This window comes from Actinotalea sp. Marseille-Q4924, assembly GCF_916618755.1.
GTDB lineage: Bacteria > Actinomycetota > Actinomycetes > Actinomycetales > Cellulomonadaceae > Actinotalea.
Genome location: NZ_CAKAKB010000001.1, coordinates 199,897 through 212,348 on the forward strand (window position 1 = coordinate 199,897; position 12,452 = coordinate 212,348).

General features: G+C 77.5%; 10 protein-coding genes. 8 read left to right on the forward strand and 2 right to left on the reverse strand.

The genetic code is table 11. From position 1 onward, the window contains the following. The first annotated feature begins 19 nt into the window (after positions 1-19). From LG379_RS00895 to LG379_RS00925, 7 genes are read left to right on the forward strand one after another with little or no spacing between them, the layout of a single operon-like run. A complete protein-coding gene (locus LG379_RS00895; protein WP_225752717.1) occupies positions 20-967 on the forward strand; it encodes an FHA domain-containing protein in 948 nt (315 codons plus the stop codon). Next, on the forward strand, positions 964-2,037 hold the full coding sequence (locus LG379_RS00900) for a DUF6177 family protein (RefSeq protein WP_225752718.1): 1,074 nt from the start codon (positions 964-966) through the stop codon (positions 2,035-2,037). Before LG379_RS00895 ends, LG379_RS00900 begins: the two co-directional genes overlap by 4 nt. Further along, positions 2,030-2,383: a hypothetical protein gene (locus LG379_RS00905; RefSeq protein WP_225752719.1), complete on the forward strand. Its 354-nt coding sequence runs from the start codon at positions 2,030-2,032 to the stop codon at positions 2,381-2,383. Before LG379_RS00900 ends, LG379_RS00905 begins: the two co-directional genes overlap by 8 nt. Continuing rightward, positions 2,380-3,699 (forward strand): EsaB/YukD family protein, encoded by a 1,320-nt coding sequence (locus LG379_RS00910; RefSeq protein WP_225752720.1) that lies wholly within the window; start codon positions 2,380-2,382, stop codon positions 3,697-3,699. The genes LG379_RS00905 and LG379_RS00910 overlap by 4 nt, the downstream gene beginning before the upstream one ends. Next, positions 3,699-4,562 (forward strand): hypothetical protein, encoded by an 864-nt coding sequence (locus tag LG379_RS00915; protein WP_225752721.1) that lies wholly within the window; start codon positions 3,699-3,701, stop codon positions 4,560-4,562. The genes LG379_RS00910 and LG379_RS00915 overlap by 1 nt, the downstream gene beginning before the upstream one ends. Beyond that, positions 4,559-8,971 carry a type VII secretion protein EccCa gene (eccCa, locus tag LG379_RS00920; RefSeq protein ID WP_225752722.1) on the forward strand — a complete coding sequence of 1,471 codons (4,413 nt, stop codon included), beginning with the start codon at positions 4,559-4,561 and terminating at the stop codon, positions 8,969-8,971. The genes LG379_RS00915 and eccCa overlap by 4 nt, the downstream gene beginning before the upstream one ends. Continuing rightward, on the forward strand, positions 8,968-9,531 hold the full coding sequence (locus tag LG379_RS00925; protein WP_225752723.1) for a hypothetical protein: 564 nt from the start codon (positions 8,968-8,970) through the stop codon (positions 9,529-9,531). The genes eccCa and LG379_RS00925 overlap by 4 nt, the downstream gene beginning before the upstream one ends. Here LG379_RS00925 and LG379_RS00930 read toward each other — a convergent pair. Next, complete coding sequence (locus LG379_RS00930; protein ID WP_225753322.1) at positions 9,521-10,129, reverse strand: YdeI family protein; 609 nt, start codon at positions 10,127-10,129, stop codon at positions 9,521-9,523. The two genes, LG379_RS00925 and LG379_RS00930, sit on opposite strands and share 11 nt — an antisense overlap. A 219-nt stretch (positions 10,130-10,348) precedes the next feature. Further along, on the reverse strand, positions 10,349-10,885 hold the full coding sequence (locus LG379_RS00935; RefSeq protein WP_225752724.1) for an ATP-binding protein: 537 nt from the start codon (positions 10,883-10,885) through the stop codon (positions 10,349-10,351). Between the two features lie 276 nt (positions 10,886-11,161). On the opposite strand from LG379_RS00935, the gene LG379_RS00940 reads away from it, so the two are divergent. Further along, positions 11,162-12,121: a hypothetical protein gene (locus LG379_RS00940; RefSeq protein WP_225752725.1), complete on the forward strand. Its 960-nt coding sequence runs from the start codon at positions 11,162-11,164 to the stop codon at positions 12,119-12,121. Positions 12,122-12,452 lie beyond the last annotated feature (331 nt).

Here is a 12,452-nt window from a genome sequence, read left to right on the forward strand (position 1 = left end):
CGCGGAGGGGGCTTCGAGCATGCCGAGGGGGACGGTGACCTGCGCCGCGTGCTCGGCGACCGTCGCGGCTGCCGGCGAGGTGTGCCCCCGGTGCGGTCTGCGGCACACCCCCTCCCCGGACGGCTCGGACCGCCTCGACCTGCCCCTCCTGCTGGCGGGTGCGGTGCCCGCGACGACGGCGGCGCGTGCGGCGGCGGTCGTCGTGGACGTCCTGATCGGTCTGCTGCTCCTCGGCGCCGCAGCGGTCCTGCTGGCCGCAGCGGGGGCACCGCCTGCGGCGGTGGCGGTGGGTGGCGTCGCCGTCGTGGCGGTCCACGCCGCGGCGGTCTGGGCGGTGCAGGCGAGGACCGGTCGCACCGCCGGCAAGCTCGCGCTCGGGCTGCGCGCCGTCGACCGCTTCACCGGGCTCCCGCCGGGCCGGCGCGGCGCACCCGTGGACCGGTGGGCGAGCGTGACGGTGCTCGACGTCCGCGCCGGCCGGGACCCGACCGCGACGGTCGCGGAGCCCACGCTGCAACGCCTCGCCCGCGTCGCCGAGGGTGGCTTCGCGCCTCCGCGGACGGCCGCCGCGCCGGTCCCGGCCCAGGTCGCCGCCCCCGCGCCGCGCCCGTCCGCACCGCCGGCCGTCATCGTGCTGGACGACGGGCAGCGCGTCGAGGTCCGGTCCGTCGCCCTCCTCGGACGGCGCCCGCAGCCGCGCCCCGACGAGGAGGTCGAGGTCCTCGTGTCGATGGACGACTTCGCGCGCTCGGTGTCCAAGACCCACGCCCGCCTGCGCTGGGACGGGCAGGTCGGCTGGGTCGTGGACCGCGGGTCCACGAACGGCACCGCGGTGGAGCACGCGACCGGGCGCCGGACGGTCGGGCAGGACGTCGAGGAGCAGGTCCTCCCCGGGCAGCAGGTGCACCTGGGCCGTCGCAGCTTCGTCCTCGAGGTCGCGTCCCCCGTGTCGGGCGGCCCCGCATGAGCACCACCGCGAGCGCGGCCCACCCGGCCGTCGACGCCTCCGACGGCCACGTCGTCATGACGGAGACGCGTGCCGAGGTCGCCTACCTCAGCGAGGCGCGGGCGGACCTCCTCCTCCAGGCGAGCGCTGCGCGGCGGCCGGTCGTGCTCGTCAGCGACGAGGTGACACGTCTGACCTACCCGATGCGTGAGGCCCTGCGCGACGCCGGCGGGCGCTGGGTGGTGCGTGGGACCGACGGCACCCTGCGCGACGGCTTCGACGGCCGACGCCTGGCCCGCGTCGCCGACGCCGTCTCCGGCGATCGGGTGGCGTCCGCCGACGACGTCGCGGTGCGCTTCCTGCGTCCGCAGCGCGCCGAGGCCGTGCAGCTCCTCCTCTCCCAGTCGGTCCGTCACCAGGCCGCTCCCACCACGGTGCTCGGGGGCACCGCCGAGCTCCTCAGCCAGGAGCTGACGGGCGCGCCGCCGCTGGGCTGGGGGGCGCACGAGCCTGCCGTCGTCGGCTGGGACCGGACGCGGCTGACGGAGCTCGCCCGGGGCCGGATGCCGCGCGAGACGACCGTCATGGTGGCCGGGTCCCCGGAGCGGCCCGTGGTCGGCACGATCAGGACGGCCAGGACCGAGCACGGGCTCGAGGAGACCACCCAGCTCGTCGTCGCCGTGGGTGCGCCGGGCAGCGACGAGGCGCGCGCCGTCGTCGACCGCCTGCCGCAGGTCATGGCGGCCGTCGGCGCGCAGCAGCTGCCGCTGTTCGGGCTCGTCCTCGCCCGCACGGGGCGCCAGGACCTCACGTTCCCGTCCGTCCTCGAGGCACCCCCCACGCCGCTCGGGATGCTCGTCGGACCGCCCGGCGTGCGCGACCTCGGCCTCGACGTCCGGGACCTCGGCGACCGTCTCGGGGCGCGCGTCGTCGGGCGGCCGCGGGTGCCGGGCCTGTACTTCCCGCTCGGCACGTTCACCGAGCCCGGCTGGCCGGCGCTCGACGCCGTCCTCGATGCGCTGGGCCGGGACCGCGTGCGTGCGGTGCTCGGCCGGGCCGGCGGGCCGTGGGAGGGGGTGCTGGGTGGCTGAGCCGCGCGTGACCGAGCAGCGCACGAACCAGCAGCGCACGAACCAGCAGCGCATGGACCAGGACCGCGTCGACGACGCCGTCCTCCTCGAGTCGGTGCGGGTCCACCGTGCCCGGCTGCGCGCCGCGTTCGTCCACGGCGAGCTGCGCGCCCGCCGCAGCACCACCGACAACGTCAAGCGCCTCGTGGGGAGCGTCGTCGTCGCCGCAGTCGTGTGCGCGGGGTGCGCCGGGTACTCCTTCTTCCAGGCGAACGCCGGCGCCGCACGGCCCGGTGCGACGGCTCCCGGTGCGACGGCTCCCGGCACGGCGCCGGGCGCCACGACCGCGACGGAGGTCGCGCCGTGAGCCGCTGGACCCGCCTGACGCTCGTCGGCTCCGCGCGTCGGGCCGAGGTCGTGGTGCCCTCCGACGAGGGCTTCGCCGCGATGCTGCCCCCGCTCCTGGAGCTGCTCGACGAGCAGCCCGACGGCGCCACCGGCTCCGTCAGCCTCGTCCGGGTGACCGGGGACCAGGTCGACCTCGCCCAGGACTGCCTCGCCCAGGACCTGCGCGACGGCGAGGTGCTGAGGGTGGTCCGTGCCGCCGAGGCACCGCCACCGCCCGAGGTCGCCGACGTCACCGACGCCACCGCCGAGCAGCTCGCCGCGCGCAGGGACCGCTGGGACACCGTGAGCCGGCACGCGACGGCCGCGACGACGACGGCGGTCGCCGCCGGTCTGCTCGGCGCGGCGCTGCTCACCGCGCTGCCCGCCTCGGCCGCGGCGGCCCTCGTCGGCGGGCTCCTCCTCGTCGCCGTGCTCGCCGCCACCTCCCTCGGCCGGCTCGGGCGCACGTGGGCGGCCCTGGTGCTGACGACGACGGCGCTCGGCCTGGCCGTGCCGCTCGGGCTCGCCGCCGTCGCCACCGGTCTGCTCGACCTGCCGGACGCCGCCTGGGCGCTCGCGCTCCTCGCGTGGGTGGCGCTCGGCCTCGCCGTCGGGGTGGGACGGTCCCACCGGGGGGCGCTCGCCGGGGCGGCGGTCGGGGTGCTGCTCAGCGGCACGCACCTGCTGCTCGGCGCCGCCCTGCCCTCGGTCCAGGTCGACGCGGTGGTCGCGGTCGGCGCCGTCGTCGTCGCGGGGCTGCTGCCGGGGTACGCCCTCGGCGCGACGGGGCTCACGGGGCTCGACGACGCCGTCACGGACGGTGCCCCGACACCCCCGAGGGACCGCGTGCGCCGGACGCTCGACGAGGCCTACCGCGCGCTGAGCTGGAGCGCGCTCGCGGTCGCCGTGGCCCTCGCGCCCTCCGCCGGCGCGCTCCTGCGGCACGGCGACGGCGGAGCGCCGGCCGCCCTGGGCGTCGTCGTCCTCGTGGTCGCCGCACTGCGCACCCGCGGCCTGCCGCTGCGCGGCCAGGCCGGCGCCCTGTGGGCCGCCGTCGTCGTGGCCGCCGCGGCGTTCCTGCTGGGCCGGCTCGACGACGCCCCGGCCCTCGTCGCCGTCGTCGCCGCGATCGGAGGCCTCACCGCAGCGGTGGGCGCCGGGCTGACGCCCTCGGGCCAGCAGCGGGCGCGGCTGCGTCGCCTGGGCGATCGGGTCGAGGTCGTCGCCGTGCTGGCGGTCGTGCCGCTGCTGCTCGGCGTGTTCGGCGTGTTCGGCGTCCTGCTCGAGGTCTTCTGATGCGGTCCGCCGCGCTCCGGGCCGTCGCGGACCGCGGGGCGCAGCGCCTCCTCGGGCCGACGGCGTGGGCCCGGGAGCTCGCCGAGGTGGACGACCTGCTGCGCCGGCGGGTCTCGACGAGCCGCCGGCTCGCGGTCGTGCAGGCGCACGGCGGTGCCGGGGCGACGACCACGGTCGCGCGCGCTGCGACCGCTCTTGCTCGGCGTCGCTCGGGCGGCGTGCTCGTCGTCGACGCCGCGCAGGGTGACGGCGAGCTGGCCCGTCGTGCCGGGCTCGCCGACCCCCTGGCGCTGGCGCAGTGCATCGGCCGGACGGCCGGCGTGGTGACCGCGGCGCAGGCGCGGCGCGCCGTCCCCACCGCGGCGAGCGGCCTGCACGTGCTGGGCTCCGGGACCGACGGGCCGGGGGCGCCGGCCGGTCCCGTCACACCGGCCGGCTGGCGGACGGCCGTCGACCCGATCGGGCGCTTCTTCGACGTCGTCCTCACCGACTGGGGCGTCCGCACGGACCCGACCGACCTGACGGAGATCGCCGCGTCGCACCACGTCGTCGCCGTCGTCGCCCGGGCCGACCGGGCGCCGGCCGAGCGGGGGCTCGGTGCCGTCGCCCGCCTGCTCGAGGCGGCGCCGCGCACCGCGGTCGCCCTGGTGCTCGTCGACGTCGGCGGGACCGCCGGGCCCACGGACCGCCTGGCACGCCGGGTCCTCACCGACGTGGGCCTCGCGGTCCCCGTGCACGTCGTCGCGCACGCGTCCCTGACCGACGCCCCGCCCCGCCGTCGTGCCGGGCCGGTCGCCCAGCCTGCGCAGCTCGGGCCGGCGCGCCTCGTCGGTGAGCTCCTCGTCCAGGGGGGTGCGCGATGACCCTGCGCGTCGTCCACCGCCCGGCGCGGGTGGTCCGCCCCCTGCGCGCCCCCGGCCCCGTCGACCTGGCGCCGCCGCCCCAGATGTCCGAGGGCGGCGGGGGTGCCCCGCTGCAGGCCTTGTTCCCGGTGGTCGGCGCCCTCGGCTCGATGACGATGATGCTCGTCCTGCGGAACAACCCGCTGTTCGTCATGGTCGCGGTGCTCATCCTCGTCATCGCCCTCGTGGGCGGGCTGGGCATGGCGCTGAGCCAGCGCGGCGCGGCGGCCCGGCAGCGCCGCACCCAGCGCGAGCGGTACCTGGACCACCTGGAGACGGTGCGCGCGGAGCTCCGCGAGGAGGAGCAGGCCGCCCGGGACGCCGCGCGCGCGGTGCACCCGGACCCCGGTGCGCTGCTGGACGTCGTGCGCGACCCCGCCCGCCGCTGGGAGCGGCGCCGGACCGACCCCGACTTCCTGGAGGCCAGGGTCGGCGTCGGCCGCCGGCCCTGGTTCGACCTGCGGCTCCCCGCGGACCCCAACCCGACCCAGCCGTTCGACCCTGCGATGGCCGCGGAGGCGCGCGCGGTCCGGCGGCGGTTCGCCACGGTGCAGCAGCTGCCGGTGACGGTTCCCCTGGACCGGGCCGGGGAGGTCGCCGTCATCGGGCCGCGGGAGCAGGCGCTCGCGGTGGTGCGGGCGATGACGACGCAGGTGGTCGCCCTGCACGCCCCCGACGACGTCCGCCTGGCGGCCGCCTACCCCACGGCGCGGGCCGCGGACTGGGCGTGGCTCGGCGCGCTCCCGCACCTCGTCGACGACGCCCTGTTCGACGGGCCCGCGGCCGCGCGTCGGGTGGCGCCGGACCTGGCGCACCTCGTGCGGCTCGTCGGCCCCGACCTCGTCGACCGGGCACAGGCGGCGGCGCGCTCGCGCCGCGGGATGGGCGCGGGGACCGCCGTGCTCGGTCCGCGGCTCCTGGTCCTCGCGGACGAGCACGGTGGGGTGGCCGGTGCACTCCCGCTGCCCGACGTCGCCGTCGGCGCGGCCGATCTCGGCGTGACGGTCGTCCACGTGCTCGCCGACCGGCTGGACGAGCCCTCCGACGTGGCCGTGCGCGTCACGGTCGACACGGCGGGCGCCGTCGTCGTCGAGGACCTGCGGGCAGCCGGTCCGGGCGCCCGGTCGGTGGACCGGGCGAGCGACGCCACGGAGCCCGTGAGCGGGACGCTCGACGACGTCCCGACGACGCTCGCCGTCGGCCTGGCGCGCGCGCTCGCCCCGCTGCGGCTCAGCGCCACGGAGGTCGGGGAGGACGCGGCCGGCTCCGCGGTCGGCATCACGGACCTGCTCGGCGTCGCGGACGTGCGCGCGATCGACCTCGCGCGGACGTGGCAGCCGCGGTCGTCGCGGGACTTCCTGCGTGTGCCCGTCGGCGTCGACGACACGGGCGCCCCCGTGCTGCTGGACCTCAAGGAGTCCGCACAGCTCGGCATGGGTCCGCACGGGCTGTGCGTCGGGGCGACCGGCTCGGGCAAGAGCGAGATGCTCCGCACGCTCGTGGCGGCGCTCGCGATCGCGCACCCGCCCGAGGACCTGTCGATGATCCTCGTCGACTACAAGGGCGGCGCCGCGTTCGCGCCCTTCGCCGCCCTGCCGCACGTCGCCGGGATCATCGACAACCTCGCCGACGACGCCGGCCTGACGGAGCGGGCGCGGGCGAGCATCGCGGGGGAGGTCGTGCGCCGCCAGCAGGTCCTGCGCGACGCCGGCAGCTCGCCGTCGATCACGCACTACCGGGAGCTGCTGGCCGCCCGGCCCGAGCTCGAGCCCCTGCCGCACCTGCTGCTCGTCATCGACGAGTTCGGCGAGCTGCTCACCGCCGACCCGGACTTCGTCGACCTGCTGCTGACCATCGGCCGCATCGGCCGGTCCATCGGGATGCACCTGCTGCTGTCGAGCCAGCGCATCGAGGCGGGGCGCCTGCGCGGGCTCGACACGTACCTCTCCTACCGGCTGGGCCTGCGCACGTTCTCCGAGGCCGAGAGCTCGGTCGTGCTGGACACGCCCGACGCCTTCCACCTGCCCGCGGTCCCCGGCTACGGCTACCTCAAGGTCGACACGACGGTGTACCAGCGCTTCCGCGCCGGGTACGTCTCCGGGCCGCTGCGCACCGACGAGGCGCCGGAGCCCGACGCGCAGGTAGACGTGCGCAGGCCACTCCTCCTGCCGGTGCACCACGGCGTCCTGGCGGCCAACGGCCTCGAGCGGCCGGGTGCGTCGGGGGAGCCCGAGCTGGTGCGCCCCTCGACGGGCCCCTCGACGGTCGACGCGGTCGTGGCCCAGCTCGCGCCGGCGGCGGCGCCGACCCGGCCGGTGTGGCTCGAGCCCCTGGCCCTGCGCGTGGCGCTGGGCGACGTCCTCGCCGAGCACGAGCGCGCCGCGGGCCGCGTGCGGCACCTCGCGCCACCGCTGGGGCTGCTCGACGACCCCGCGCGGCAGCGGCAGGAGCCGTGGGTCCTCGACCTGACCCGCGCGGGCGGGCACGTCGCGATCATCGGCGCCCCGCAGACGGGCCGGACGACGCTGCTGTGGACGCTCACGGCGTCCCTCGCCCTGACCCACACGCCGCAGCAGGTCGCCGTCTACGGGATGGACCTCGCCGGCGGGGGGCTGGCGCGGATCGAGGGCTTCCCGCACGTCGGTGGGGTGGCGACCCGCAGCAGCCGGGACCGCCTGCGGCGCCTCCTGGAGGAGCTGCACGGGATGCTCGCGCACCGGGAGCGCGTCTTCGCGGAGCACGGCATCGACTCCCTCGCGCTGCTCCGCTCGCGGCACGCCGCCGGGCAGGTGCCCGAGCTGGCCGCGGCCGACGTCGTCCTCCTCGTCGACGGCGTCGGGTCGATCCGCACCGACCACGAGGAGCTCGACGAGCCGTTCACCGACCTCCTCCAGCGCGGCGGCGGCTTCGGCATCCACGTCGTCGCGGCGATGACCCGGTGGAACGAGCTGCGGATGACCGTCCAGCCGCTCGTCGGCACGCGGGTGGAGCTGCGCCTCAACGACCCGACCGACTCGACCATCGCGCGCAAGCTCGCCGCCACGCTGCGCGCCGACCAGCCGGGCCGCGTGCTCACCGACGCCGAGCTGTTCGCCCAGGTCGCCCTCCCGCTCGTCGGCATCGGCGCCGACGACGCCGCGGCGTCGGCCGAGGAGTCGGTCGGTGCCGCGCTGGAGGGCCTGGCGCGACGGTCCGCCGCCGCGTGGGGCGGACCCGCCGCACCGCCCATCCGGCTGCTGCCGGAGGAGCTCGACCCGGCGGAGCTGCCCGACCCGCTCGAGGAGCCCGCGCTGGTCCCGATCGGCCTGCGCCAGGACACCATGGGACCGGCGTTGCTCGACCTCGCGGGCCGCGACCAGCACCTGCTCGTGCTCGGCGACGCCCGGTGCGGCAAGACGACGCTGCTCCGCGGCATCGTGCAGGGGCTGGTGGACCGGTCCACGCCGGAGGAGCTCGTCGTGGCGCTCTTCGACGCCCGCGGGGGCCTCGCCGACGTCTGCCCCGAGGACTACCTCGGCGGCCGCGCGACGACCGGCAAGCCGGCGCTCGCGCTCGCCACGGCGATCGCCTCGGAGCTGGAGCGGCGCACGACGACGGGCGCCGCGCTGTCCGCGGTGGGGCCGCGCGTCGTCGTCGTCGTGGACGACTACGACATCCTCGCCTCCGGTGGTACCGACCCGCTCCGCCCGCTGCTGCCGTACCTGGCCGCCGCCCGCGACCTGCGCCTCAACGTCGTGCTGACCCGTCCCGTCGCGGGTGCCACCCGAGCGCTCTACGACCCTGTCCTCCAGGCGCTGCGCGACACGGGCGGCAGCGGGCTGCTCATGGCCGGCGAGCGCAGCGAGGGCCAGGTCTTCCCCGGCCTCTACGCCGAGCACCTGCCCGCGGGCAGGGGCACGCTCGTCCGCCGCGGCGACCGGCCCCGCCTCGTGCAGGTCGCGCACTCCCCGCCGTCCCGGTCGGGGACGTCCCGGTCAGCGAAGGGTCAGCCCGTGCCACGTGAGATCGTCGTCGTCAGCTCGCGGCCCCCGGACCTGCAGGTCCTCCTGGAGGCGGGCGCGGCCGTCGACCCGGAGCTGGGCCTGCGGACGATGCGCGAGGGCGCCGTGCACCAGCTCTGCCGTGTCGGGCAGGGGAGCCAGGGCCGTGACGTCGCGGTGCTCTCCGTGTCGCAGCCGCTCGCGGTCGAGAACGCCGCCGAGCTGCGGCGTCTGCTGCCGGCGACGACCGCCGTCGACGGGCTCACGCCGCCGCTGTGGTGGGTGGAGGCCCTCGCGCCCTGGGGCGAGGCGGGCCGCGTCGGGGTCCGCGTCGCGCAGGAGCTCGCGCTGCGCCTCGGCGGCGTGTGCGTCGTCCAGGACGGGGAGTGACCGCCGTGCTCGCCGCCCCCGAGGCCGCGCGCTGGTTGCGCACGCCGGTCCGCGAGGGGACGGGCGTCGCGGTGGTCGGCGTCGCCGGAGGGGTCGGGGTGACGACGGTGACCGCCCTGCTCGCCGTCGTCCTGCGTGAGTGGGAGCGGGACGGGGACCTCGTCGTGCGGGACGTGGGTCGGGACGGGATCCCGGCCGGCGCGGCGGACGGGCCCGATGTGGTCGTGGTGGTGGTCTGCGGGGCGACGCGTGCCGGGATCGCGGCGGCCGACGACGCCCTCGGCGACCTCGTCACACGCACCGGTGATGCGCACGCGGCCGGACGCGCCGTCGTCGTGGCCGTGCCCGTCGCCGGGCGCGGTACCGCGCCGGCCGACCTGCTCGCCGGTCTGAGGGCCGTTCGGCCCGGGACAGCGCTCGTCGTCCTGCCGCGCAGTCGCGCCCTGGCCGCCGGCGGGCGGCTGCCGACGTCCGCCGAGGACCCGGCCGTGCACGGTCGCGCCGCCGCGCTGGCCGCGGAGGTGGTCCGCGCCGCGAGGTGGGTCTCGATCAGGACGTGACGGGCCGGCCGGGGCCGTCGGCGGGCCGCGCCTTCTGGGGGTACGGGGTCTCGCCCCTCGCGAGCATCTCGACGAACTGGCGGATGCGCCGCTCGCGCGTCTCGGGGCGCTTCGCGTCCTCCACCCGGTAGATCAGCGCGTAGCGGTTCGTCGACGTCAGCACGTCGAACCACGCCTGGGCGCGGGGGTCCGCCGCGACGGCAGCGGCCAGGTCCTCCGGCACGACGGCGCTCGCCGCGCCCCCGTAGGCGCGGTCCCACCGGCCGTCCTCCTGCGCCGCGCGGACCTGCGTGCGCCCGGGTTCCCGCATCCGGCCGTCCTGCTCCAGCCGGGCGACGTGGCCGACGTTGCGTGCCGACCAGACGCTGCGCCGTCGACGGGGCGTCATCCGCTGGTACCGGGTCCCCGCGTCCCGCGCCCGTGCCTGGCCGTCGATCCAGCCGAAGCAGAGCGCGTCGTCGAGGGCGTCCGCGTAGGTGAGCGTCGTCGTCGTGCCGCCCTTCTTCGTCAGGACGAGCCAGACGCCCGGCGAGGAGTCGTGGTGCGTCTCCAGCCACGCGCGCCAGGCGGCGGCGTCGGGCAGGAGGAGCTCCGGCAACGCGTCGGGAAGCGTGGAGGGGGGCGGGTCGGCGTCGGGCGGCGTCGGCTCGGTGCCCCCGGCGGGCGGCTCCGGCGTCTCGGTCTGGCTCACGTCGCTCATGGTGCCCCTCGCCACCGACACGCGACACGGCCGCGCGGGGCGGCGTCGTCCGCGGACGGCCTCATGCCGCGGCTGCCGGGTTCGGCGTGGCGGGCTGTGAGGCGGTCCGCCCGGCGCTCAGGCCATGGCGTGCCGCGCCGCCACGCCGGTCGGAGCGAGGCTCGGCGTCGTGCTGCTCGACGTGACGCGGGCGGCGACGGTCGTGGACCGGGTCGCCTGCCTCTGGACGGAGAACCACACGCAGGTGCCGCCCGACGGGTGGTGCTCGACGCCCCAGTCGTCCGAGAGCGCCGCGACCAGGACCATGCCGCGACCGGTCACGGCATCGTCCTGGGGTGTCCCCGGCGCGGGCTGCCCGCTGCCCCCGTCGGTCACGGCGACCCGGAGCGCGCTGCCGTCGCGGACGACGTTGACGACGACGGGCCCGTCGCCGTGGCGGACCGCGTTCGTGATGATCTCGCTGGCCAGCAGCTCGAGGACGGCTGCGGCGTCGTCGTCGTCGAGGCCTGACGCCTCCGCCTGCTCGACGGCCCAGCGACGCGCGGGCGCGACCTCGTGGGGGACCGGCTCCACCCGCCGCTGCGAGACGTTCACGGGGAGCAGGGGCAGGCGCCGGCGCACCGTGCCGTCCGTGTCGGGTCCGTCGCTACCCATGTCGCCTCCCCGGTGAGCGCGGCCTGACGGCAGCGTCACGGACTGAGAGCGTCACCCGCCCGCCTCATGACGCGACTTCCGCCGGGAACTCCTCCGCGTCCAACCCGCCACTCCCCGTCCTGTCCGCACGGCTGGACTGGCGGACCGGACCAGGAGTGGCGGATCGGACGGGACGGGGCGCGGGGAGCGACCTGGGGACGGGACGGGACGGGACGGGGCGGTGACTCCTGGGGACGACGCGGGCGGGGTCGACCGTCGGGCGGGCACAGTCTGCGGATGCCCCGCCGTCCGAGTTCGTCCCCCGGATCCGCGCCGCCGGTCCTGCCGGCCGTCCACCGTGCCTGCGACCATCCGCCGAGCGTCGTGCGCGGGCGCGTGCGCGACGGCGGGTGGGCGCGCGTCCAGCCCGGCGCGTACGTCACCCTGCCGGAGTCCGGCGACGAGCACGCCCGCGCGCAGCACCTCGACCTCGGCCGCGTCGCCGCGGCAGCCGCCCGGCTCTCCACGGATCACGTGATCAGCCACGCCTCCGCGGCGCTGCTGTGGGGCCTGCCCCTGCTGCGACCGGTCGGCGCGGTGCACCTCACGCAGGGCTGGAGCCCGAACGGGAGGGTGTCGCGCACCGTCGTCCGGCACACCGGTCCACTGGCTGACGACGAGCGGACCGTGCGCGCCGGGGTTGACGTGACCGGCCTCGAGCGCACGGCGGTCGACTGCGCGATGACGCTCGGACCCGCCGGCGGGCTGGTCGTCATGGACGCCGCCCTGCACCGCGGCGCCGACCGGGACCTCTGCGCGGAGCTGCTGACGCGACGTCGGTGGACGCGCGGCGTCCGGACAGCCCGGGCGGTCCTCGCAGCCGCCGACGACGGGGCGGAGTCCCCCGGCGAGACGCTGGCACGGCTCGCGATCCTCCGCCTCGGACTCGTCCCTCCCGCGACCCAGGTGCCGGTGCGGACGCATCTCGGGGTGATGTGGGGTGACCTGGGCTGGGAGCAGTGGCGGGTGATCGGTGAGTACGACGGGGTGGCGAAGTACACCACCGCCGGACCGGCGGCGGAGGCGGTGCTGCGCGAGAAGCGCCGGCAGGAGGCGATGGAGGAGGAGGGGTACGCCGTCGTCAGGATCGTCAAGGACGACCTGCGCGCGACCTCGTCCCTGGCCGCCCGCCTGCGCCGCCTCCTCCCGCCTGCCGCGTTCACGGCGACGGTCGACCCCTATCTGCGCTGGGGCTGACCCACGCCCGTCCAACCCGCATCTCTGCGTCCGATCCGCATGGTGCAGCGTGCGGGCTCAACGCAAGGTGGCGGATCGGACGGCTTGTACCGTGCCGAGGTGGTGCTGATCAGGGGGCTCGGACGAAGGCTGACGCCGCGGCAGGGTGGAACACGCCCCCGGCCGCACGTCCCGGCGCCTGTGGCGAGCATCCTCGCCCGGCACGCGCGTGCCGCCGCCCGGATGAACGACTTCTCCTGGCGCCTCGTCGACGGCGACATCCACGCTCGGTACCCCGGGGCCGTAGCCCGCTCTCACGTCCTGCCCGCCACCTACCGTCCGATCCGCACGG

Coding starts and splice junctions, on each gene's coding strand:
- LG379_RS00895 (WP_225752717.1), top strand. CDS start 20: ATGCCGAGGGGGACGGTGACCTGCGCCGCGTGCTCGGCGACCGTCGCG.
- LG379_RS00900 (WP_225752718.1), top strand. CDS start 964: ATGAGCACCACCGCGAGCGCGGCCCACCCGGCCGTCGACGCCTCCGAC.
- LG379_RS00915 (WP_225752721.1), top strand. CDS start 3,699: ATGCGGTCCGCCGCGCTCCGGGCCGTCGCGGACCGCGGGGCGCAGCGC.
- eccCa (WP_225752722.1), top strand. CDS start 4,559: ATGACCCTGCGCGTCGTCCACCGCCCGGCGCGGGTGGTCCGCCCCCTG.
- LG379_RS00935 (WP_225752724.1), bottom strand. CDS start 10,885: ATGGGTAGCGACGGACCCGACACGGACGGCACGGTGCGCCGGCGCCTG.
- LG379_RS00940 (WP_225752725.1), top strand. CDS start 11,162: ATGCCCCGCCGTCCGAGTTCGTCCCCCGGATCCGCGCCGCCGGTCCTG.